Annotated in this window: 21 protein-coding genes and 1 pseudogene; 12 read left to right on the top strand and 10 right to left on the bottom strand. The window is 67.5% G+C overall.

Translation table 11 applies throughout. From position 1 onward, the window contains the following. Nucleotides 1-60 precede the first annotated feature (60 nt). From LDL49_RS09675 to LDL49_RS09650, 6 genes are all read left to right on the top strand, one after another. Nucleotides 61-1368: a sugar ABC transporter substrate-binding protein gene (locus tag LDL49_RS09675; RefSeq protein ID WP_225290621.1), complete on the top strand. Its 1308-nt coding sequence runs from the start codon at nt 61-63 to the stop codon at nt 1366-1368. Then, a complete protein-coding gene (locus LDL49_RS09670; RefSeq protein ID WP_225290620.1) occupies nt 1365-2291 on the top strand; it encodes a carbohydrate ABC transporter permease in 927 nt (308 codons plus the stop codon). Before LDL49_RS09675 ends, LDL49_RS09670 begins: the two co-directional genes overlap by 4 nt. Continuing rightward, on the top strand, nt 2288-3151 hold the full coding sequence (locus LDL49_RS09665) for a carbohydrate ABC transporter permease (RefSeq protein WP_225290619.1): 864 nt from the start codon (nt 2288-2290) through the stop codon (nt 3149-3151). Before LDL49_RS09670 ends, LDL49_RS09665 begins: the two co-directional genes overlap by 4 nt. A 67-nt stretch (nt 3152-3218) precedes the next feature. After that, complete coding sequence (locus LDL49_RS09660; protein ID WP_225290618.1) at nt 3219-3980, top strand: IclR family transcriptional regulator; 762 nt, start codon at nt 3219-3221, stop codon at nt 3978-3980. 317 nt (nt 3981-4297) lie between these two features. Continuing rightward, nucleotides 4298-5203, top strand: a complete 906-nt coding sequence (locus LDL49_RS09655; protein ID WP_225290617.1) for a 5-dehydro-4-deoxyglucarate dehydratase — start codon at nt 4298-4300, stop codon at nt 5201-5203. Between the two features lie 966 nt (nt 5204-6169). After that, complete coding sequence (locus tag LDL49_RS09650) at nt 6170-7105, top strand: proline dehydrogenase family protein (protein ID WP_225290616.1); 936 nt, start codon at nt 6170-6172, stop codon at nt 7103-7105. Nucleotides 7106-7407: 302 nt separating this feature from the next. Here the strand turns inward: LDL49_RS09650 and LDL49_RS09645 are convergent. Next, nucleotides 7408-8172 (bottom strand): annotated as a pseudogene (locus LDL49_RS09645) (IS5 family transposase). 112 nt (nt 8173-8284) lie between these two features. Beyond that, on the bottom strand, nt 8285-8647 hold the full coding sequence (locus LDL49_RS09640) for a hypothetical protein (RefSeq protein ID WP_225290615.1): 363 nt from the start codon (nt 8645-8647) through the stop codon (nt 8285-8287). A gap of 368 nt (nt 8648-9015) precedes the next feature. Here LDL49_RS09640 and LDL49_RS58275 point away from each other — a divergent pair, with 368 nt between their 5' ends. The 3 genes from LDL49_RS58275 (at nt 9016) to LDL49_RS09630 (ending at nt 10693) form a co-directional block, all read left to right on the top strand. Next, on the top strand, nt 9016-9987 hold the full coding sequence (locus LDL49_RS58275; protein WP_225290614.1) for an ArsR/SmtB family transcription factor: 972 nt from the start codon (nt 9016-9018) through the stop codon (nt 9985-9987). 276 nt (nt 9988-10263) lie between these two features. Further along, on the top strand, nt 10264-10398 hold the full coding sequence (locus LDL49_RS56770; RefSeq protein WP_263654858.1) for a hypothetical protein: 135 nt from the start codon (nt 10264-10266) through the stop codon (nt 10396-10398). Further along, nucleotides 10370-10693, top strand: coding sequence for an SAM-dependent methyltransferase (locus LDL49_RS09630; protein ID WP_225291010.1), 324 nt, complete (start codon nt 10370-10372; stop codon nt 10691-10693). Before LDL49_RS56770 ends, LDL49_RS09630 begins: the two co-directional genes overlap by 29 nt. A gap of 113 nt (nt 10694-10806) precedes the next feature. Here the strand turns inward: LDL49_RS09630 and LDL49_RS09625 are convergent, their stop codons facing one another. From LDL49_RS09625 to LDL49_RS09615, 4 genes are all read right to left on the bottom strand, one after another. Continuing rightward, nucleotides 10807-11103: a hypothetical protein gene (locus LDL49_RS09625; RefSeq protein ID WP_225290613.1), complete on the bottom strand. Its 297-nt coding sequence runs from the start codon at nt 11101-11103 to the stop codon at nt 10807-10809. A gap of 92 nt (nt 11104-11195) precedes the next feature. Beyond that, nucleotides 11196-11687: an ISAs1 family transposase gene (locus LDL49_RS56765; protein ID WP_263654857.1), complete on the bottom strand. Its 492-nt coding sequence runs from the start codon at nt 11685-11687 to the stop codon at nt 11196-11198. Next, nucleotides 11591-12379, bottom strand: a complete 789-nt coding sequence (locus tag LDL49_RS09620) for an ISAs1 family transposase (RefSeq protein WP_308016100.1) — start codon at nt 12377-12379, stop codon at nt 11591-11593. Before LDL49_RS09620 ends, LDL49_RS56765 begins: the two co-directional genes overlap by 97 nt. A 503-nt stretch (nt 12380-12882) precedes the next feature. Continuing rightward, nucleotides 12883-13110 carry a DUF4158 domain-containing protein gene (locus LDL49_RS09615; RefSeq protein WP_225290612.1) on the bottom strand — a complete coding sequence of 76 codons (228 nt, stop codon included), beginning with the start codon at nt 13108-13110 and terminating at the stop codon, nt 12883-12885. Between the two features lie 428 nt (nt 13111-13538). Here LDL49_RS09615 and LDL49_RS09610 point away from each other — a divergent pair, with 428 nt between their 5' ends. Next, nucleotides 13539-14186, top strand: a complete 648-nt coding sequence (locus LDL49_RS09610; protein WP_225290611.1) for a maleylpyruvate isomerase N-terminal domain-containing protein — start codon at nt 13539-13541, stop codon at nt 14184-14186. 229 nt (nt 14187-14415) lie between these two features. Here the strand turns inward: LDL49_RS09610 and LDL49_RS09605 are convergent, their stop codons facing one another. Further along, nucleotides 14416-15888: an aldehyde dehydrogenase (NADP(+)) gene (locus tag LDL49_RS09605; RefSeq protein WP_225290610.1), complete on the bottom strand. Its 1473-nt coding sequence runs from the start codon at nt 15886-15888 to the stop codon at nt 14416-14418. A 104-nt stretch (nt 15889-15992) separates the two neighbouring features. On the opposite strand from LDL49_RS09605, the gene LDL49_RS09600 reads away from it, so the two are divergent. Beyond that, the gene (locus tag LDL49_RS09600; RefSeq protein WP_225290609.1) at nt 15993-17249 is read left to right on the top strand and encodes a glucarate dehydratase family protein; all 1257 of its coding nucleotides are present in this window, start codon (nt 15993-15995) and stop codon (nt 17247-17249) included. Continuing rightward, nucleotides 17246-18580: a hypothetical protein gene (locus LDL49_RS09595; RefSeq protein WP_225290608.1), complete on the top strand. Its 1335-nt coding sequence runs from the start codon at nt 17246-17248 to the stop codon at nt 18578-18580. Before LDL49_RS09600 ends, LDL49_RS09595 begins: the two co-directional genes overlap by 4 nt. Before the next feature lie 122 nt (nt 18581-18702). Here the strand turns inward: LDL49_RS09595 and LDL49_RS09590 are convergent, their stop codons facing one another. From LDL49_RS09590 to LDL49_RS09580, 3 genes are all read right to left on the bottom strand, one after another. After that, nucleotides 18703-19215, bottom strand: coding sequence for a DUF402 domain-containing protein (locus LDL49_RS09590; protein WP_225290607.1), 513 nt, complete (start codon nt 19213-19215; stop codon nt 18703-18705). A 153-nt stretch (nt 19216-19368) separates the two neighbouring features. Further along, nucleotides 19369-20010, bottom strand: a complete 642-nt coding sequence (locus tag LDL49_RS09585; RefSeq protein WP_225290606.1) for a response regulator — start codon at nt 20008-20010, stop codon at nt 19369-19371. Next, nucleotides 20007-21590 (bottom strand): sensor histidine kinase, encoded by a 1584-nt coding sequence (locus tag LDL49_RS09580; RefSeq protein ID WP_225290605.1) that lies wholly within the window; start codon nt 21588-21590, stop codon nt 20007-20009. Before LDL49_RS09580 ends, LDL49_RS09585 begins: the two co-directional genes overlap by 4 nt. Nucleotides 21591-21920 lie beyond the last annotated feature (330 nt).

Raw genomic sequence — 21920 nt, 5'->3', positions numbered from 1 at the left:
CACACGGACAGGCTCCACGTCTGCGACAGGTGTCCACATATGTGAACGGGAGGCGGTCTGATGTCACGCCAGCTGCTCGGGGCCGCGATTGCGACGGCCCTGGCCGTAACGCTGACAGGCTGCGGCTCCGGGGGATCAAGTTCGGATGACGCGTTGGAGATCTGGATCAGGCAGGCGCCCGATTCCGACTCCGCCAAAACGGCTGTGAAACTGGCCGACGCGTTCACGAAGGCCAGCGGTATCAAGACGAAAGTCGTCGCACTCTTCGATGACTTCGAGACGAAGCTTCAACAGCAGGCAGCTCAGAAGAAGCTACCTGACATCGTCATCAACGACACGGCCCAACTCGGCAACATGCACACGCAGGGCTGGCTGCAGGAGGTCGACAAGGCCAAGCTGGCCGGCGCCGACAAGGTGTCGGAGCAGGCATGGAAGGCCGCCCAGGGCTCCGACGGCAAGTACTACGGCACGCCGTTCTCCGCCCAGGCCTTCGCCCTGATCATCCGCAAGGACTGGCGGGAGAAGGTCGGCATGGAGCCGCCCAAGACCTGGGACGACCTGGCCAAGCTGGCCGCGGCCTTCACCGACAAGGACCCGGACGGCAACGGCCAGAAGGACACGGCCGGCTTCGTGATCCCGGCGGGCACCAAGCGTGGCTACGCCTCCTGGTACGCCTCCTCGCTGATCTACGCCAACGGCGGCGACTTCGTGAAGGCCAACGGCGGCGGCAAGTTCAGCCCCGTCGTGAACGACCCCAAGACCGTGGAGGCGGTCCAGTACCTCCAGGACCAGTTCTGCAAGGCCAAGACCGTCAACCCGGGCGCCGTCAGCAACGACACGACCGTCACGCACGAGGTGTTCGAGAAGGGGCAGGGCGGCATCTACCTGGTCGGTCCGTACGTGCTCGCCAGGTTCGTCAAGAGCATCGGGACCGACAAGATCGAGGTCGTACCGGTGCCCAAGGGCCCGTCGGGCGGCCCCGGCACCCTCGGTGAGGGCGAGAACGTCTACATGATGGCCGGTTCCGACAACGTCGAGGGCCAGAAGAAGTTCGCCGAGTTCGCGGTCTCCCCCGACGGCCAGCGCATCGGCATGAACAAGGACGCCAACGGCGCCATCGTCCGCCTGCCCGTCAACTCCCAGGTCGACATGGCCGCCGAACGCCAGGATCCGCGCTGGAAGGTGTTCCAGGAGGCGTACGCCAACGCCGTCTACGCGCCGCCGGTGCCGAACTGGGCGCCGATCCGCCAGGACTCCGCCGACTCCATCAACACGGTGTGGGCCGACTGCTCAGCCAACGTCAAGACGGCGATGGACACCTTGAGCACCAAGCTCACCCAGGAACTGCAGACCCAGAAAGCATCATGACCCCCACGCTCACCCAGGCGCGGAGCCGCACGGAGACCCCCCGCCGCCGTCCCAAGCGGATGCGGCGGCGGGGGACTCTCATCGCGTGGGCGTTCCTGTCGCCGGCCTTGCTGCTGTTTCTGTTCTTCAAGTTCATCCCCATGTTCGAGGGCCTGCGGATGAGCTTCTTCGAGGTCCGCTACGTCGGTGATCGATGGGTGGGCCTCGACAACTACGCCACGATCATGACCGACGACGCCTTCGTCTCGGCCATCTGGCACAGCATCGTGCTGGCCCTGGGCACGACCGCGGGCTCGCTCGTCCTCGGCCTGCTGTTCGCGCTGCTCATCGAAGGTCCGGCACGCTACCTGTGGTTCATCAGGACCGCGGCGTTCCTGCCGGTGGTGACCACGATGGCGGCGGTGGCCGAGGTCTGGCGGATCATGTATCACCCCGCCGACAGTGGCATGATCAACACCATTCTCGGCTGGATCTCCCTGGATCCGCAGCCCTTCCTGGCCAGCGAGCACTCCTCGCTGCTGTCGATCATGGGCATGAGCATCTGGCGCGGCACGCCGTACGACATGATGATCTTCCTGGCCGGCCTGGTCGGCGTGGACCGCACGCTGTACGAGGCCGCCGCCGTCGACGGGGCCACCACCTGGCACCGGCTGCGGCACATCACGCTGCCCGCGCTGCGCCCGGTGTTCTGGATCCTGTTCACCCTCGCCGCCATCCGCGGCATACGCGTCTTCGTCGAGGTGTACGTGCTGACGAACGGCGGGCCGAACGGATCGACCGAAGTGCTGATGACGTTGATCTACAAGCTCGGGTTCCAGAAGGGTGACCTGGGCACCGCGTCGGCCGGCGGGATCGTGCTGTTCGCGGTGACCCTGCTGCTCACGGTGCTGACCCAGGTCATGCGCAGGAGGCAGAACGCATGATGAGATTCGACAGCGCTCTCGGCCTGGAGTCCAGGCGGGGGCCTCTCGCCACGACCCTCAAGGTGCTGGTCTACGCCTTCATGGTGATCATCTTCACCGGGCCGCTGGTCGGGCTGCTGGTCAGCGCCTTCAGCAAGACGCTCGACCCGACCAGATTCACGCTCTGGCCCGACGACTTCACCCTGGAGAACTTCGTCCAGGCCGGCAACAAGAACGTCTACCACTACCTGTTCAACTCGTTCGTGGTGGTCGGGTTCGGGCTGCTGCTCCAGATGCTCGTCAGCGTCTTCGCCGCCTACGCGCTCGCTCGCAAGAAGTTCAGGGGCATGGCGTTCGTGATGCTGATCATGCTGGCGACGATGATGCTGCCCGAGGAGATCATCGCGATCCCGCTCTCGCTGGTGCTCGCCGACATGCCCATCATCCACGCCGATCTCATCGGTACGTACGCGGGCATGATCCTCCCGGTGGGCGCCTGGGGCTTCTCCATCCTGGTCATGACCGAGTTCATGAAAGAGGTGCCGGTCGAGCTGGAGGAGGCCGCGCGCATCGACGGCGCGGGCGAGCTGCGCATCTTCTTCGGCATCATCCTGCCGCTGTGCCGGCCCGCGCTCGGCGTCATCGGCGTCTTCGGCTTCACCATGATCTGGGACCAGTATCTGCTCCCGCTGATCGTGGCGCCCGAGTCCAGCATGTGGACGCTGCCCATCGCGCTGCGCTCCCTGCGCTCCGACGAGGAGGTCGGCATCGGCGTACTGCTCGCGGCATCACTGCTCGCGCTGCTGCCGTCGATCATCGCGTTCCTGGCCTTCCAGCGGCAGTTCATGCGCGGCCTGACAAGCGGCGCCATCAAGGGCTAGGCGTCCATGTATCTGGATGGAATCCCATATGCTGACACACTGAAGCCTCTGTCAAGATGGGATGAGTATGGAGCCCCAGCTAGTCAAGTCCGCCGAGCGGACGGTCCGCATCCTCGAGACCCTGGCCGCCTCCCACGAGACCCTGACACTGTCGGAGCTCCAGCAGCACACCGGATTTCCGCGCAGCTCCCTGCACGCCCTGATGCGCACCCTGGTCGAGCTGAACTGGGTCGAGACCGACTCCGCCAGATCGGCCTTCGGCATCGGGCCGCACGCGCTGCTGACCGGCACCGCGTACCTCGACAAGGACCCCGCGCTGCCCCTGGCCCAGGAGACGCTGGAGGACCTGCGCGCGGAGACCGGCCAGACCGCGCATTTCGCCCGCCGCGACGAGGCCCACGTCCTCTACCTGGCGACCAGGGAGTCGCGGGAGGCCCACCACGTGATCCCCAGGGTGGGCCGGCGGCTGCCCGCCCACGTCACGGCGCTCGGCCAGGTGCTGCTCGCCCAGCTCACCGACGACGAGGTCGCGGCCCTGCTGCCGGACCCGCTGGCGCCGATCACCGAGCACAGCTTCACCGATCCGGCCAAGCTGATCGGGGAACTCGACCAGGTACGCACCCGGGGCTGGGCCTACGAACGCGAACAGGGCACTCCGGGCGTGGCCTGCGTGGCGGTGGCCGTCGACTACCGGATCCCGGCGACGGACGCGATCAGCTGCTCGATGCCGGCGGGTTTGGCACCCGACGAGATCGAGCGGGTCACGGAAGCGGTGACCAGACACACGCGCAAGCTGGCCGCCACGCTTCGCCGGGAGGGCATCCGCTGATCGGCTCCGGGTCATCGGGCTCCGCTGATCCGCATCCGCTGCGGGCTCACGCGCACCGGCTTCGGGCACACCCGCTTCGGCTTCGGGCACACCCGCTTCGGCTGACCCGCATCCCCGGACATCCACTTCGGGCACGCCCACTTCGGCTGACCCGCATCCACCCATTTCGGGCCCACCTACACAACCATCTCGGGCCCACCCGCACACCCACCTCGGGCCCACCCGCACACCCACCTCGGGCCCACCCACCCGCACAACCACTTCGGGCCTATCGGCGTCCGCTTATCTGATCATCCGCTTGCTAGGAAGGATTGTTGATGCGGCTAGATGGTGTTCTCTTCTTTCCCGTGACCCCTTATGGCACTGACGGCGACATAGCCGAACAGGCGATGGCGGAGCACGTCGCCAATGGGGTCGCCGCCGGAGCCGGAGGAGTGTTCACCGCATGCGGCACAGGCGAGTTCAACGCGCTCGACGTCGCCGACTACACCAAGGTCGTGGCCACGTCGGTGAGGGCCACGGGCGGCCGGGTCCCGGTCTTCGCGGGCGCGGGCGGCCCGCTCCCCACCGCCAAGGCGTTCGCCCGCGCGGCGGCGGACAACGGAGCCGACGGCCTGCTGCTGATGCCCCCCTACCTGGTGACCGCTCCCCCGGACGGCCTGGTCCGCTACGTACGTGAGGTGGCTTCAGCCGGTGGGCTGCCCGTCATCATCTATCACCGCGCCACCGCCCGCTTCTCCCCCTCAGCGGTGGCCGAGCTGGCCCAACTGCCCGAGATCATCGGTTTCAAGGACGGACTCGGCGACTTCGACCTGCTCCAGCGCATCATCCTGACCGTACGGCGGTCTACGGACCGGGAGTTCACCTTCTTCAACGGCCTGCCCACCGCCGAATTGACCGTCCCCGCCTACCGAGGGCTGGGCGTGACGCTGTACTCCAGCGCCGTCTTCGCCTTCGCCCCGGAGATCGCACTGGCTTTCCACAAGGCGGTGACCGGGGACGACGAGGTGCTGGTGCGGCGACTGCTCACCGACTTCTACCTGCCGCTGGTGGAGCTACGGGACCGGGTGCCGGGGTACGCGGTCTCGCTGGTCAAGGCAGGGGTCCGGTTGCGGGGCTTGGCGGTCGGCGGCGTACGGGCTCCGCTGGTCGATCCCTCTGCGGAGGACCTGCGGGAGCTGGAGCGCATCCTGGCCATCGGCTTGGAGATCGCCGGGGCCTGACCGGTCCTTGTGAAGGCTTTTCAAGAGTTGCGGCGCTTCCCCCAGCCCCGCGACCGATCCTGACCTCCGCCTCCACCGACTGCCTTCACCCACCCCACAACCAATCCAGGCCTTCGCCTCACCCCCCAACCGCAGCCAGGCCACCCCGCCTCGGCTGCCTCACCCACCCGCAACCGATCCGAGGCTTCGCCTCACCCTCCAACCGATCCGCCCCTCCCACGCAGCTGCCTTCACCCGCAGTTGCCTTCACCCGCTCCGCGACCAACAGACGGTCGGCAGCGTGCTACGCCACCACCAGGGGGCGGTTATGTCTCCATCGGCGATCGGCTTCCCCCCACGGCGACCTCGGCGTCGCCGCCGTCTCGAAGCCGTCCCCCGACTGGCTCGACGCCGGGCCCGCCGCCCCCGACCGACCCGCCCACTGATGGACGTACGTGCCAGCGACCTGCACCACCGAGCGAACATGCGCGCCGGCGACCCGCACGACCGATGGGACGGACGCGACTGGCCGGCAGGATGACAGGACGACTGAACAGGGGGGCAACGGGACGACGGGCCAGCCGCCCCCGACCGACCCGCCCACTGACGGACGTGCGCGCCAGCGACCCGCACCACCGATGGGACGGACGCGTTGACTGGCCCACGGGATGACGGGACGACTGAACAGGGAGACGACAGGACGACGGGACAGCGGGACAGCGACGGACCCGCGAAAGCACACGTCATCAGCGGCGGCTACGGCCCTCTCGCGACGCCGCCGAGCACTTCGCCTTCCCCTCCCTGCCTGAGGCGTTCGACGTGCCCCTCCACCTACACCGCGCGTCTCCAGCGCGGCCGCTACCCGCAAAGCGCGTTCGCGCACCTCCTGCCGGATGCATCGAGAGGTCGCTCAACCGGCAAGGCAGACACCTTCTAAAAAAATATAGATTGGTGATAGTGTCCTGGCTTCCGGATGAAAGGAAGACGATGATCGTGATGGAGCAGGCGGCCCAGACAATGCGGGCACTGGCCCTTGATGAGGACCTCAAGGACCGGGTCGCCGCAGATCCCGCACTGCGCGAGCTGGCCTGGCGAGTGGCCGAGCGGTACATCGGCGGCCAGACCGTCGGCGAGGCGCTCGCCCGGACCGCCCTGCTCAACGCGGAGGGCAGCGCCGTCACCCTTGACTACATGGGCGAGAGCTGCCGCGACGCCGACCTGGCCACGGCCGAGACCGAGGTATTCCTGGACCTGTCACGGCAGGCCGCAGCGCGCGGGGTGAACTGCTCGGTGTCCCTCGACCTGTCCCACATCGGCTCCGTGGTGGACCGCGAGCTGGGGCTGGCCAACGCCACCCGGCTGGCCGAGGCCACCGCCGCCGCGGGCCAGGAGATGATGATCTCGATGGAGGGGACCGATCGTACGGACCTCATCCTGTGGACTCACGAACGCCTCTGCGGGCGTTTCGACCACGTCGGCGTCACCATTCAGGCCCGCCTGCACCGCACGGACGAGGACCTGCCCCGCCTGCTGACGCGACCCGGCCGCATCCGCCTGGTGAAGGGCTCCTACCTCGAACCCGAGTCCATCGCCCACCCCCGCGACAGCCGCGAGCTGCGGGCGGCCTACCTCGCGTACGCGACCCGCCTGCTGGACAGCGGCCACCTATGCTCGATCGCCACCCACGACCTCGACCTCCTCGACGAACTGCAGCCACACATGCGGCAGGATTCCGGCGCCTACGAGGTCGAGATGCTGCTGGGACTCGGCATCGATCAGCTGCGGACGATGCGGGATCGCGGGCATCCGGTCAGGGAGTACGTCGTGTTCGGCACCCAGTGGTGGCTGTACGTCTGCAACCGCATCGCCGAGAACCCGGCCCGCCTGTTCCAGGCTCTGGTAGACGCCACCCAGCGCGCATAGACCCTTACCGAAGCGGAGAGCGCCACCCACCAAACGGCGAAGGCGCCCTTTACCTCAACACCAAGGGCCATCCCCACCACACCACCAGACAGCAAGACGCGTAGACGCCACCCAGCGCACATAGGCCCTTACCGGAGCAGGGAATGCCAGCCAGGCCCGCACACCGGCCGGGCCCACCTCGGCTACGACCGCGCCCTCGCCCACCTCGGCTACGGCCACGCCCCGCGCCCACCTCGAACCACTGAACGGCGGCAACTTCGCCCGCCCCGGCTCCCTAACGCCACTGGTCGTTCGCTTGCTACTCAAGCCCTCAGAAATCGCCAGCAGATGAGCGCGCAAGCCAGCTTGAGGAAGGCCTCATGAATGTCGGCACGAACCTCCCAGCGGATACGCAAGCGGCGGAAGGCGTGCAGCAGGGCGAAGGTCTGCTCGGCGGCCCATCGCTGTTTGCCCAGACCGGAGCCGTGTTCGGTGCCGCGGCGGGCGATCAGCGGGCGGATCTGCAGCTCGCGGACCAGGCGGCGGTACTTGTCGTGGTCGTAGCCGCGATCCGCGAGCACGACGTCGGGGCGCTGTCGTGGCCGGCCGCGTTTGCCGCGGACCTTGGGGATGGCGTCCAGCAGCGGGCGAAGTTGAGTAACGTCGTTGCGGTTGGCACCGGTCAAGATGAGCGCGAGCGGGATGCCGGTGGCGTCGGTGATCAGATGGTGCTTGCTGCCGGCCCGCCCCCGATCGACCGGGGACGGGCCAGTCTGCGCCCCCCTTTCAACGCCCTGACCTGCGAAGAGTCCACAGCAGCCCGCGAGAGGTCGAGCGCGTCGGCGGCTCGCAGCCGGTCCAGCAGTACCTCGCGCAGCCGCTGCCACACCCCAGAGGCGTTCCACTCAGCCAGCCGCCGCCAACACGTCATGCCCGAGCCGTAGCCCAGCTCCTGCGGCAGGTGCTCCCAGGCGATCCCGGTGTGCAGCACGAACAGGATGCCCTGCAGCGCCAGTCGATCATCCAGCCGCTTGGCGCCCAGGATGGCGGAACCGCCGCTGACGCTGGGGCAACAGCGGCTCGATCATCGCCCACAGTTCGTCGCTGACCTCTCATGGCTTCAGCTTGGCCACTCGGACCCCTCTCGCTCGGCTACAGCGAGAGATCAAAGCACAACAGAGATCATTCTGCTAGGACCTCTTAGGGCCTGTACGAGCCCTTGAAGACGTACCACCCAGCGTAGGCGCCGTAGACGTGCTCGCAGTCCCAGTGGCCCAGCATCCCTTGCTCCCTGACGTAGTAGTAGCACCAACTCTCGGAGGTGTACGGCCCTCTGTCGGTCCAGGAGCCGGTGATCGCCCACCAGCCACCGAAAGGCCCCGCCACCCCCTGGCAGTCCCAGTTGCCCAGTTGGTTGTGCGCCGCGACGTAGCTGGCGCACTGATCGGCGTTGGCGAACGGGCCCCGCGGGCCACCGTCCCCCGTGGCCGCGCTGGCGGTGCCGGCCAGCACGGTCAGGGCCAGCGCCCCGGTCGTGGCGGCTGCGGCGATTTTCCTTTTCATTGACAACCTCCTGGCATATAAGGGCCTGATGTGTTTCAGGACCTCCGGTGCGAACTGCTCGGCCATGGTTCGGTGTGAGGCTGCTGTCATCGATGGTGGGCCGACACCCTGGTGACGCACGGATCCTGTGCAACTCCGTGCGCGCCTTGCCGCCGGTGGTCAGCAGCCCACCGAAGGCGCGTGGTCTCACGTCAAACGCCGCTTGGCCAGCCTGGCCGCCGTCAACGTCGACGTCCTGGTGACACTGTCCGCAATCGGCTCAAGAGCCTCCCGTACCGCCCGACCGTGCATGCTCCAGATCTTGTTCGGAGAGATGGTCGGCTAGAAGATGATTTGACGATTTCGAATCATGGCTGGGGGCGGGCGCGGTGATCCGTGTCGAGTTGGATGCCGAGGGTGTAGCCGGGATGCGCTTCGTGGTGTCGCAGACGAAGCTGGCCAAGGAGCTGCTGCTGAAGTTCGGCATCTACCCATATGTGCTGCCCGCGGTGTGGCGGCATCGGACTGCCGCGGCGCTAGCCGAGCAGGGCCTGCCGCTGCTGAACGCGCTGGTCGCGCAGGCGGCGACCGGATACATCCCCGACTTCATCAGTCCCGAGCCGGCCTGTTTCGATGAGGACCTGGACGACCAACTGCACCGGGTCGCGACCGCCCCCACCGACCGGGTCGCCTACGAGGCCGCGATCATCCTCGACGGTCATCCGTGGTGCCTGAAAGGCAAACTCGGTCAGGCACCGATGATGATCAAGGCGGTCCAATACGGTGAACAGGAGCTGGCTGGGCGCCTGGCCGCCGAGCTGAAGGTGTTCTGGACCAGGGCCCTCGCCGCGCACTGGCCACGGATCAAAGAGCAGATGCACGCCGACATCGCCCTACGCGGTGCACAAGCAGCCCGGGACGGACTCGCCACCATGCTCAGCGGGCTGGCGCCATCGCTGCGGTGGCGCGACGGCGGCCTTGATCTGACGCTCGCGGCCGACGAAGGATCGGCCAGCGCCGACGGGCTCCTCTTGGCACCTGGCCTGTTTCGGGGACCGGTCGCCTTCGCCATCGACCCGCCGGGCGCTATACGCCCCCGACTACCGATGATCACCTATCCCATCGCCGACACGACCCCGACCCAATCCAGCACCCGGCCGCCGCGTCTGGGCGCGACCCGGGCACAACTGTTGCAGGAGATCACCACCCCGGCCTCGACAACGGAACTGGCACGACGGCTGAACTTGTCACCAGGGACCGTGTCCTACCATCTCCAAGCCCTGCACCGGCAAGGACTGATCAAGCGCACACGCCAGGCTCAAACGGTCATCTACCAACGGAGCGACCAAATGGGCGGGTGAGCTGCGCTATCCGTTCGATTCCCTGAGCAATCAAGCAAAGCAACGCACCGTGAACTGATCAAGATCAGTGGGAATGCGAGCACGTGCCGGGCAGGTCTGACCTGCCTCCGCGCTAGCGGCGCGGCGCTGGGATCCGAGAGCGCCGCAGGCTACCCGCATCAGAACGGCCAGTCACGGTAAGAGCCGCCCGCCGAGCTCCTAATCGTGACTGGCCGCTCGGTTGCTGCTCAAGCCCCGTGAAATCCTTAGTCGTACAAGGTAACCGAAGGAGATCACATGGGGTCCAAGAACGCCGAGGACCTGCTCCAGGGCGACAGGGTCACCCTATGGGCCAGCCTGTGGGGTGAGCAGGTGGTCACCGTCAAGGGCATCGACATCAACCCTGGTCTGGGGCGACCCGGCCCTCTATGACAGCACGCTGGCCGTCGTCGAGGACATCCTGGCGCGCGGCGAGATCGCCTTCGAGTACGCCGTCGTTCCGGGCGTGAGCAGCGTGGCGGCGCTGGCCGCCCGGCACCGGGTCGCGTTGAACCGGGTCGGGCGGCCGTTCGTGGTGACCACCGGGCGGCGCCTCGCCGAGGGCTGGCCCTCCGGCGTGGACGACGTCGTGGTGATGCTGGACGCGCAGTGCGCCTTCGCCCTATACGCGGCCGAGGACATCACGATCTACTGGGTGCCTACCCCGGCACGCCCGACGAGATCCTGATCGCCGGCCCGCTGTCCGAGGTGGCCGGCCACCTCGAACAGGTGCGTGCGCGGGCCCGCGCGCGCAAGGGCTGGACCATGGACACGTACCTGCTGCGGCGGCGCTAGCGCGGCTCAGCCACGAGTGCGGATCCACCAGCCGCGGTTCTCGTGGGTGCCGTCGGCCCATTGGCAGTAGTGCGAACGCCCGTCGAGCTGGTCCCAGAAGCGCCTGCGGTGATCGCAGGCGTCGAACGTGGAGAACGGCCCCTCCTGGGTCCAGTCCGTCGTGGTCGGCGGCGGCGCCGCCTGCGCTGCGGTGGCCGCCAGGGCGGGGGTGGCCGCCAGGGCGGGGGTGACGAGCGCGGCGGCCATCAGCGCACCGGCGGCCAGCTTGGATACTCGCGTCGGCTTTCGCTTGGATACTCGCATCGACTCTCCTCGAAGTTGGGAATGCCGCAACCGTAGGAAACGGCGCTTACAGATCGCTCACCGATCGCTTTCAGCCCAGGGTCGAAGCGTTCTCATGTTGTAAGACCGAGTAGCTGGAGGCCGTCGGCGGGGTGGCTGCGGTAGTGGTCGGTGGCGGCGGCGATGTTGGTCCAGCCGATCAGGCGGGCCAGGCCGATGGCCAGGTTGCGGAGGCTGGCCATGATCCGGGGTGCGGTGCCGGTGCGGACTTTGGAGACGTCTTCGCGGTAGGTGACGTCGCGGATGTGGTGCAGGGCTTCGATGCTCCAGTGTCCGCGGATCAGCGCGGCGAGCTGGGCGTGGGTGATGCGTCCTGGTGGGAGGCTGGTGACGGCGTAGATCGTGACGATGGTGGTCTTGCCGGTGCGGTGGTCGGTGCGGCCGCGTTTGACCTGGATCGCCTGGGCCGCGTGGGGGAAGGGCAGCTCGGGGCGGACGGTGCAGATCTTCATGCGGCGGATCTCGCGGCGGCCGTGTCCGGTCTCGTCGGTGCGGTCGTTGAGGATCGCTTCGCGCCAGGGCAGGGCCTTGAGTCGGCGGTGCAAGGTGGGCTGGTTGCCCTTGACGATAAGAACAGGTAGTGGCCGTCGGCGGCGATGATGTGGCGGGCGTGTTCGTGCTGGGTGTGCAGGGCGTCGGCGGTGATCACCGTGTGGGTGAGGTCGAGTCCGGGCAGCAGGGGTGTGAACGCGGGGATCTCGTTGCTGTGGGCTTCGACCTGCCGCTGAGCTACGACGGTCTGGGTGTCGTGGCGGGTGGCGGCCAGCAGGTGCACCGTGGTGTCGGGGGTGCGGCTGCCGCGCAGGGTCTTGCCGTCCACGGCCAGGCCGATGAGCGGGGTTCGGTCGGAGGGCGGGCCGCAGGCGGCGAGTGAGGCCAGGTAGCCGCAGGTGGCAGTGTCGAAGGCGTCGCCGTCCAGCCGGGACAGCAGCCGCCCCAGGGTGCTGGCGGCCAGCTTGGCCGTGCCAGGCAGCCCGGCGCGGGCGCGAAGGTGTGGGTCGTATCCGGCGATGACCCGGGTGATCTTCGCCAGGGAAGTTGCGCCGCCGAGCACGGCGAGCAGGGATAAGGCCAGCAGTGGGCCGAGCCGGTAGCGGCGTCCCCGGCGGCTGCGCGGGTCGGGCACCGTGTCCAGCACCTCGGGCAGGGCCGGCAGATCGAGCAGGTCGGTCAGTGGGTCGGTGAGGGCGACGTGCTCCAGGTGGCGGGCGAGCACGTCGATCGGGGATGATGGCACGCGAACGCGGCGCCTGTTCTTGATCGACTGGCGTAGACAACCAACGATCATCAGGGGCCGCGTTTGTCATTCACACCCCGGGGGTGCCCTCAACCACCCGGCCTCGTCGAGCCCGCGTAGGTCCTACCAGCCAGAACGCTTCGCCCCTGCAGGACGGGCGGGCCCTGCCCTTCCGACTTCGCAGCCTGCGTCACGGGGCGCCGCTCCGCTCAACCGCCCTCTCGCCCCGCGCAGCGGGGGCTCTAAGGGGGCGAGGTCTGGCCTGGGCAAGGTCTTTTGCTAGCGCAAAAGACCTTGCCCAGGCCAGACACAGGCGGTTGCGCGGACAGCTTCCCGCGCCGCTGACGGCCGCCGCCGGAAGGGGAAGTCCCCGCCGCCGCGGCTCCCGCCAACGCCGAGCCCTCCTCTACCGGCAGCCCCGTCAGCCACACGCACCAGGAGCTGCCATGATTCCGCTCGCCCAGCCTCGCCGACCTGCGCCGACGGACAACCCTCGATCGCTATCACCTCGGCCGGGACCTCCAGCGGATCCGGCAGGAACCGGCCCACGAACCGGCCGTGGTCAGCTGCAGGGCGAACCCGAGCCGGTGCTGATCGCCACGGCGACGCCCGATCAGCCTCCGGTCCGCGTCGTCGAGGAAGAACATCTTCTCCAGCTCGGCCCGCGTCGGTGCCCCTACGTAGCGGCCGTAGGCGGCCGCCTCATCATCGCTCAAGAACTCAACCGGCATGGGCCCAGAAAGTAGGACTCATCCACCAGAGCGGACCAGGCGCAAGATCAAATTGTGATCCGCAAACAGCTCAGGCGACCCCGTGAACTGCATGATTTCGCAGGTCAAACACGTCAGAACGGCTATCCACGCTAAGCCGAGCCCCGAGGGCCGCCTAACGCGACTTTTCGTTCGTATGCTGCTCAACCCCGCTGAAATCCCAGAGTTCAGGCGACCTGAGGGGTCTTCAGGATGAACTCATGGGGTCTTCAGCTTCATAGGGCGTTTGGACCCTTGGGTTCGTCACGACTGGCGGGGTCTTGTTCCTCGACCGCATCGCCCGCTCCCGATCCTGGCGCGAAATCAGGTGATCACGAGACTTTCGAAGATTCCCGACAGCATCAGCCAAATGATTGCGGACATCGCGCGGGGGCCCCAGAGTTACGGTGGTGATCACTCATAGCTCCATCAGCGAGCAGTACCTCGCCGTCGCCGACGTGGCGGCGAAACTTCTCGCCGAGCCTGCCGTGGCGGCCGCATGGGACCGGCCGAGCGCGCTGATGCACTACACGGTCAGTGGGCTGGCCGGACACCTGGCGGGCCAGATCAACGTGGTGGCCACAGCGCTCGATGGCCAGGACCCTGACACCCCGCCCATCTGCCTGCTCGACTACTTCCTGCGCGCCCGCTGGCTCAACGCAGATCACGAAGGCGAGGTCCACCTGGCAATCAGGCGCAGCGGCGCCGACTACGCCGCCAAGGGACCCGACGCGCTGGCGGCCGGGATCACGGCGGTCCTCGACCGGCTGCACAAGGAACTGCCGCGGCAACCGCAGAACCGGGTGGTCCAGTTCCCCTGGGGGCCGCCCTCGCTTCTCCTGGACGACCTTCTGATCAACCGCATGATGGAACTCGTCGTTCACATAGACGACCTGGCGGTCAGCGCCGGCATGGAGACTCCCGCGTTGCCCACGGATGCCACCGACACAGTCATCGGCATCCTCGCCACCCTGGCGGCGCGACGGCACGGCGCCGTCGCCGTCCTTCGCGCCCTGACCCGGGTCGAGCGCGCCCCCGCCACGATCACCGCCTTCTGACCCGCAGGGCACGCCTCCTCGGCTTCAGCGCCACTGCAAAAACCTCGACGAAGAAGCAGAAGCTTCACCAAGCCCGAAGTTTCCTCAACCGCCGACCTGGGCGTTTCTCCATGAAGAATGCCCAGGTCCTGGTGCTGGACATGCCAGACAGCCGTGCGCGACACGAGACAGCAAGACGCGCCCTCCCACCCCAGCACCAGGGCGCGTCTCTGCCGCATCCCATTCCTAACTAACGCCCCAGCGCGCCGTCCACCCGTCGGGGCACACCCAGCGGGTTGTCGTCCCTGAGCTCTTCCGGAAGCAGCTCACCCGGCCAGTCCTGGTACGCCGTCGGCACCAGCCACCGGTCGATGGCCGTCGCGCCGACCGACGTGTGCGCTGCCGACGTCGAGGCCGGCCACGGACCGCCGTGATGCATCGCCCAGCACACCGCCACGCCGGTGGGCCAGCCGTTCCAGATCAGCCGCCCGGCCTTACGCCCGAGCACCTCGGCGACCTCACCGGCCTCGCTGGGGTCGGTCGCGTGCACGGTGGCCGTCAGCGACCCATCCAGCCGCTCCAGCACCGCCCGCAGGTCCGAAATCTCGCGGTAAGTCACGACGATCGACGCCGGGCCGAAGCACTCTTCGCCGATGCCCGGCAACTTCGCCGCGAACGAGTCGAGATCCGTGGTGAACACCGTGGGCGTGACGGCCAAGCTACCCTCTCCCGCCTTGCCCTCGGCCAGCACCGGCAGCTCGCCGAGCCGCTCCAGCCCGCCCAGGTAGCCGTCCCTGATCCGCTCAGCCAGCATCGGCCCGCCGGTGGTGCCCTCCACGGCCTCGGCCAGCGCCTTGCGCAGCTCGTCGCCCGCGGGCACGAACATCAGCCCGGGATTCGTACAGAACTGCCCGACCCCCATCGTCAGCGACGCAGCGAACCCGGTGGCCACCTCCGCCACAGGCGCGGACGGCAGCACGACGACCGGGTTGACACTGCCCAGCTCTCCGAAGAACGGGATCGGCACCTCTCGCTGGTCGATCAGCCCCTGGATCGCCTTGCCGCCCGGGACCGACCCGGTGAACCCGGCCGCGACCACGCTCGGGTGCTGCACCAGGTCGGCACCCGCCTGCATGCCCTGCACCAGTCCCAGCAGGTCGGGGTACGGCAGGGCCTTGCGGACGATGCGAGCGACCTGCTCGGAGGTGTTGGGGTGGCCGGGATGCGCCTTCACCACGACCGCGCAACCGGCGGCCAGCGCCGATGCGGTGTCGCCACCCGCCACGGAGAACGCGAACGGGAAGTTGCTCGCCGCGAACACCGCGACCACGCCGGCCAGCGGCTGCTTCATCCGGCGCACGTCGGGCCTGGGCGGGGTGGCCGAGGGGTCGGCGTGGTCGACGATGGCGTCGAGGTAGCCACCATCTCTGATCACCTGGGCGAACAGCCGGAACTGGCCGGCCGTACGAGCGACCTCGCCGCGCAGTCGTACCTCTCCCAGCGCGGTCTCACTGTCGGCGATCTGCCACAGCTCGTCCACCTTCGCGGCGAGAGCGTCGGCGACGGCCTCCAGCGCTTCGGCCCGCTCGGCGGCGGGAGTCGCCCGCCAGGCCGCACCTGCGGCGGCCGCGGCGGAAACAACCATGTCGACCCCGGCGCGGTCGGTTTCAGGCAGGGCACTGCCCACGGTCTCGCCGGTCCTGGGGTTGTGTCCGTAGATCATCGAATGGCCCTTCGGAGTCTTGACACTTCTTCATATTGATTCTTACAGTTGCGACAACCTGTCCACAAACCTGGCACTTGTTCACATATATGGACGGCGGTCATATGATCATCAGGCAGATCCACGTCACCCCCGTAGCTTTCAAGGATCCGCCGCTCTTGAACGCCGCCGGCGTGCACGAACCCTGGGCGCTGCGAACGATCGTCGAGGTGGTCACCGATGAGGGGCTGAGCGGCCTCGGCGAGACGTACGGTGACCTGGGACATCTCACCAAGGTACGCGAATGCGCCGAGGCACTGGTCGGCGTGGATGTGCATGCCACGAATGAGATGTATGCCAGGATCAGCGCGATCGTCGGCGACGTAGTGACCGACATGCACGGCTTGACTGGGGCCGCAACCCAGGAGAAGAGCATCGATCGGGTGTTCGCGGCCTTCGAGGTGGCTTGTCTGGACATTCGCGGCAAGGCAGCCGGCGTGCCCGTCGTCGATCTGCTGGGCGGCCGAGCACGCGAAGCCGTGCCGTACAGCGCCTATCTCTTCTACAAGTGGGCGGGACATCCGGACGGCGAGCCGGACAGGTTCGGCGCGGCGCTCGACCCGGCAGGGCTGGTCGAGCAGGCATCGATGCTGATCAAGGAGTACGGTTTCGCGTCGATCAAGCTCAAAGGCGGCGTCTTCGCGCCCCAGGAAGAAGTCGAGGCAATCATAGCCCTGCGGGAGGCCTTCCCCGGCGTGCCCCTCCGCCTCGACCCGAACGCCGCTTGGACCGTCGAGACCTCGATCCAGGTAGGACAAGCCCTCGAAGGCAGCCTGCAGTATCTGGAGGACCCCACGCCCGGAATCCCCGGGATGTCGAAGGTCGCCGCCGAAGTCCCGATGCCGCTGGCCACCAACATGTGCGTGGTGACGCCCGAGCACCTTCCGCCCGCCATCGCCACCAAGGCGATCGGCGTGCTGCTGCTCGACCATCATTACTGGGGCGGACTCGTACGCTCCTCGCATATCGCCGCGCTGTGTGACACGTTCGGGCTGGAGCTGTCCATGCACTCCAACTCGCACCTTGGGATCAGCCTGGCCGCGATGACCCACCTGGCCGCCGCCACGCCGAACCTCACCCACGCCTGCGACACCCACACGCCGTGGCAGAACGGGCAGGACGTAGTCGCGCCGGGCGCATTGCGGTTCGTCGACGGCGCCGTACCCGTGCCCGAGGGGCCCGGTCTCGGCATCGAACTGGACCGTGACGCCCTGGCCGTGATGCATGAGCAATATCTCGCGTGCGGAATCACCGAACGCGACGACACCACCTATATGCAGCGCTTCGAGCCTGCTTTCACTGCGAGGAGACCGCGCTGGTGAACGTGGCCTACGCCTACCCCTGGGACATCGTCGGCGACCCGTCGGCCCCTTCGCGCCTCGCGGAGCTGGGCGTCGAGGCCGTCGCGTTGGCGGCCAGCTATCACTCCACCCGCGCGGCAACGCCGTATCACCCCGCCCACCGGGTGCTGGATGTCCCACAATCGGCTTTCTACCTGCCAGTGCGGCCCTCCTCGTGGGGACGCCTGACACCGGCCTCCCCAACCTGGACACCCACGGACGCCTACCTGCAGGCACGGGACGCCCTGAAGGCCGTCGGACTGCAGGTACACGCATGGACGGTGTTGACACACAACTCCTTCCTGGGCGGCATGCACCCTGACCTGGTGGTACGTAACGCATTCGGTGATCCTTATCCATATGCGCTGTGTCCGGCTTTCGAGGACGTGATCGAGTACTGCGAGCGTCTGGTCAGCGAGATCCTGACCGTCGGAGAACCGGATGGCCTCATCCTCGAGGCGTGCGGACCCATGGGCTTCGGGCACCAGAGCGTGCACGAGAAGACGGCCGGCGCCGACTGGACATCCGTAGACAGTGACCTGCTGACGCTCTGCTTCTGTACGGCCTGCGCTCCCCGTTACCCGGAGGGCACCAGGGAACGCGTACGCGCGGCCATCGACGGCCCTACCGCTAGCGCCGTAACCTCTCCCGCGTCGAGCAAGCACGACCCGACATCTCCCGCACCGACCTCTTCCGCACCGTTTGCCACCTCGCCAGCACCTGCGCCTGCATCGCCGTCTGCCGCCGCACAAGCAGGTGCGTCGCGGGCTTCCGGCTCGTCAGCAGCCGCATCGCCAACCGCTGCCTCACCAGCGGCTGCGTCGCCGGCTTCTGGCTCGCCATCTTCCCCCGGGACTGTGGAGGCCGCCCTCGGCCCATTCGCCGATGATGTCCGAAACGTACGCGTAGACCTGTCGGCATCATTGCGCACCCGCCTCATCACCGTGGCCCGCGAGACCGCGCCGAACGTACCCATCACCCTGCACGCCAACCCCGACCCCTGGGCTGCCAGCTCGTTCGCCGCCCTCCCCGCCGGTGAGCCCGGAGCGGAGGTGCTGGTAGGCAACTGCTGGGGCGACCCGACCTCGGACGCCGCCCGCCTCGCCAGACTCGGCGAACTCTGCGGTCCCGGCCAGCGAGTGGGCGCATATGTCCTGGCCCTTCCCCCACGCCCCGCCGACGGCCAGGCACTCGCCGAACAGCTCAGAACGTACGCCAAGGCAGGCGCCACGGATTTCCACCTCTACCATGCCGGCCTCGCCTCCCCCCGCCGTCTCGCTGCCATGGCCGAAGCCCTACGCCTCATCCGCTGAGGTGGCGTCCACCCAGTGGTGGATCAACGATCTCGTTGTACTTCCCAGGTGGGCGGCCAGGGCTGAGCGAGTGAGAAACTACATCGCTCAGCGGAAGGTCATCTCCACTGACCGTCCGCCACTCAGCTCGTGCCGCTGGCGCCCACCTGATCAAGCCACCTCGAATGCGCACCCCCGAACGGCCCTTGCCGCCCGCCCACCGCGCCCATCAACCACCTGGCCGTCTCCTCGGCCCGGTCGATCATCTGTTGCGGATATCCCAGCAACACCTGGTGCTCGGCGAACTCGTCCTCATCGTCCAGAATCAACCGCCCGTCACGCATCCTGATCACGTCGAGGTCGAGATCGAGCATGGTCACCTCACCATCACGCCACTCGGGAACGGTAGTGACGTCCACATACACCTCAGCCCGATGCGGCGGGGAGTTGAACGACGCCGTCCACCACCCGTCGCGCGGGAACAACATGATGGCCGTGGTCTCCCACACAACCGGCGGCCCGTCCCCTTTACGAGCAACCGTCCCGCCTGGCACCGCGACCCACACGCCATGCTCATCCTCGCCGAGCACCTTCGCGGAATGGTTCCAGTGCAACGCCCCGCCGTACTTCCGGAAGACAATCCTCACATCGGTCACTCCCGGGACGCTACCGGACCATCTCCCGGATCCTGCGCTCGCCAATCAACCGCTCAACATCCGCCAACTCACCACGCCACCTGCACTCCCTCCCCAGACCAAAGCCCTGGGCCGCCCGTTCCTAACCCGCCGACCAACGAACCAACTCTCTGATCAACGAACAGCAGAGACGAGCCCGCTCTCGTACGCCATGATGACCAGCTGCGCCCGGTCCCGAGCATCGAGCTTGGCCAGGAGCCGACCGATATGGGTCTTGACCGTGGCAAGGCTGAGGTGAAGATGGGCAGCGATCTCGTTGTTGGACAGGCCCCGAGCGATCAGAGTGAGAACCTCCCGTTCCCGCTCCGTAACTCCATGCAGCCCCTTGACCTGTAACGACGCAGGCGTGCGGGTGAACTCCTCGATCAGCCTGCGCGTCACCCTCGGAGCCAGCAACGCCTCACCAGCCGCGACCACCCGAATGGCGGCGACCAGATCAGCCGGCGGAGTGTCTTTGAGGAGGAACCCGCTGGCTCCAGCACGGAGTGCGTCGTAAACGTAGGCGTCGAGGTCGAACATGGTCACGATCAGGACCCGAGCCACATCACCGATCCGCCTAGTGGCCTCGATGCCATCCATCTCCGGCATACGCACGTCCATGAGGACCACATCAGGCCGCTGCTCCAGAGCCACGGTCACCGCCTCGGCCCCCGTCGCGGCCTCACCGACGACCGTCAGGTCGGGCTCCGAGTCGACCAACACCTTGAAGCTGCCCCTCAACAGCGCCTGGTCATCGGCAACAAGGACACGAATCACGAAATGCCCCCGTAAGGCAACCGGGCTGACACCCGAAACCCTCGCCCAGGTAGACGCCCGGCCTCGAACACTCCGTCGTACATCATGACCCGCTCCCGCATTCCGATCAGCCCGTGCCCTGTTCCCTCGATCGGCAGGGTGCGACGGCCAGGACCGTCATCGATCACCTCGAGCCGCACCTCCATCACATCGGCCACCACCGATATCCAGCACCGGGCCGGTGCCGCATGCTTCACCACGTTGGTGAGCGCTTCCTGGACGATCCGATAGACCGACAACTCCACACCCTCAGGCAGCCGCACCCCCAGCCGCGAGATCTCTTCTCCCCCGCGCATGCCTAGACGGCCCTCGTCTGTGTCCCGAGCCCTCTGGTTGGCTCTGTCGTGACCTCTTTGACCTCCCCCGTCCCGGCCCCGTTGAGCGGCTCCCTCTTGGGTCCGTTGAGCGGCCCCACCCTCGGTCCTCTGGCTGGCCCCACCCTGGACCGTTTGATCAGCCCCACCCGTAGCTTTCTGAGCAGCCCCGCCCTGGGCATCATTCAGGCCACCAGGCCACTGCTGGCCTCCCCCACCATCCCTGGTCACACCCTCGGCACCATCCATAGCCGTACTGTCCCGGTCTGCGCGATTGCTACTTGCCCCAGCCGTGCGCTTGCCCCTGGCGGCCTCACGATCAGCCCGCGCATGCGGTGCGACATCATCTCCGCTGTCGCGGCCTCCCCCTGGCGCCAACCGAAGGTCCAACTCCACCTCCACTCCCGCCAACCTGGCCTGGTCGGCCAGGCCAGAGAGGCCGCTGAGGTCCGGTGCGGGGCCACGCTCGGGCGTCTCGTCTGAGCGGAGGACGCCGAGCAAGTGGCGCATCTCGACGAGCGCGCTCCGGCTGGCGGTCTCGATCACCCGCAACGCATCGTGTGCTTCTTCCGGTCTGGTGGCCATCACATGATTGGCCACGCCCGCCTTTACCGCGATCAATCCCACGCTGTGCGCGACGACATCGTGCAGCTCGCGGGCGATGCGCAGCCGCTCCTCTGTCACGGCCTGTCCAGCCAGGCGCTCGGCATCGCGCGCCGCATAGTGTCTTCGTTCGCGTACGGCTCGCCCGACCGTCCACGCGCCGCCCAGTGCGGCGATGCCGATGAGCGGCTGGTCGAGATTCGTCAACCACGCGGGGCCCGCCGGCTGTGGCACACCGCCGGCGACCACCATCCCGACCAGGGTGACCAGCGTGAGCACACCGATCGCCGAGGACGGAACCCACGCACCCCGGTCATCGGCCAGGGCAACGATATAGAGCGCGTAGGCAGGCGAGATATAAGCGGATGACACCCCTAACACCGCTGCGACCACGATGGAGACCGTCAGCACGAGGCAGAAGACCGGCAACGGCCACACCCTGCGCATCGCCAGCGGCAAACTCAGCCCCAGGAGAAGAGCCAATCGCGCCCACGGCGGCAGGGCCCACCCACTCGTCGATGCTGTGAGGAACATGAGACAGAAGCCCAACCCTGCCAGCAGGTCCAGCCCGATCAACTGGCGACGGCTCAAGCGAGCGGTGAAGAGGGAGGGGGATTCGTTCACGCGTTGACCGTAGTGGTTGAAGGTGGGCCCGCACGTCAGACCAGGGTCTGACCTTGAGGTTCGGACCGTGGTCCGATGTGGTGAGCGCCCGCCGCACTTCATTCTTAACCGCGTGATCGAACTCAACCGCCTGACCAAACGCTACGGCGACACGCTCGCCGTCGACGATCTGTCCTTCAAGATAGAGCCCGGCCACGTGACCGTGTCGACGACGGGTGAAAACTGACCCCGTGGCGACGGGTGAAAACTGACCCCCTTCAGTCACTCTGGAGGGTGATCAAGGTGGAAGACTGGGCGGAGATCCGCCGGTTGCACCGGGCCGAGCAGATG

It is taken from the genome of Nonomuraea aurantiaca, assembly GCF_020215705.1.
Taxonomy (GTDB): Bacteria; Actinomycetota; Actinomycetes; order Streptosporangiales; family Streptosporangiaceae; genus Nonomuraea; species Nonomuraea aurantiaca.
The sequence above is the reverse complement of the archived record's forward strand: the minus strand, read 5'-3'. Positions and strand labels throughout refer to the sequence as shown.

Excerpts from the sequence above, each read along its gene's own strand:
- LDL49_RS09665 (WP_225290619.1), top strand. The coding sequence starts at position 2,288 with ATGATGAGATTCGACAGCGCTCTCGGCCTGGAGTCCAGGCGGGGGCCT.
- LDL49_RS56770 (WP_263654858.1), top strand. The coding sequence starts at position 10,264 with ATGGGGTCCAAGAACGCCGAGGACCTGCTCCAGGGCGACAGGGTCACC.
- LDL49_RS09670 (WP_225290620.1), top strand. The coding sequence starts at position 1,365 with ATGACCCCCACGCTCACCCAGGCGCGGAGCCGCACGGAGACCCCCCGC.
- LDL49_RS09675 (WP_225290621.1), top strand. The coding sequence starts at position 61 with ATGTCACGCCAGCTGCTCGGGGCCGCGATTGCGACGGCCCTGGCCGTA.
- LDL49_RS09660 (WP_225290618.1), top strand. The coding sequence starts at position 3,219 with ATGGAGCCCCAGCTAGTCAAGTCCGCCGAGCGGACGGTCCGCATCCTC.
- LDL49_RS09640 (WP_225290615.1), bottom strand. The coding sequence starts at position 8,647 with ATGAAAAGGAAAATCGCCGCAGCCGCCACGACCGGGGCGCTGGCCCTG.
- LDL49_RS09605 (WP_225290610.1), bottom strand. The coding sequence starts at position 15,888 with ATGATCTACGGACACAACCCCAGGACCGGCGAGACCGTGGGCAGTGCC.
- LDL49_RS09600 (WP_225290609.1), top strand. The coding sequence starts at position 15,993 with ATGATCATCAGGCAGATCCACGTCACCCCCGTAGCTTTCAAGGATCCG.
- LDL49_RS09650 (WP_225290616.1), top strand. The coding sequence starts at position 6,170 with ATGATCGTGATGGAGCAGGCGGCCCAGACAATGCGGGCACTGGCCCTT.
- LDL49_RS09615 (WP_225290612.1), bottom strand. The coding sequence starts at position 13,110 with ATGCCGGTTGAGTTCTTGAGCGATGATGAGGCGGCCGCCTACGGCCGC.
- LDL49_RS09655 (WP_225290617.1), top strand. The coding sequence starts at position 4,298 with ATGCGGCTAGATGGTGTTCTCTTCTTTCCCGTGACCCCTTATGGCACT.
- LDL49_RS09625 (WP_225290613.1), bottom strand. The coding sequence starts at position 11,103 with ATGCGAGTATCCAAGCGAAAGCCGACGCGAGTATCCAAGCTGGCCGCC.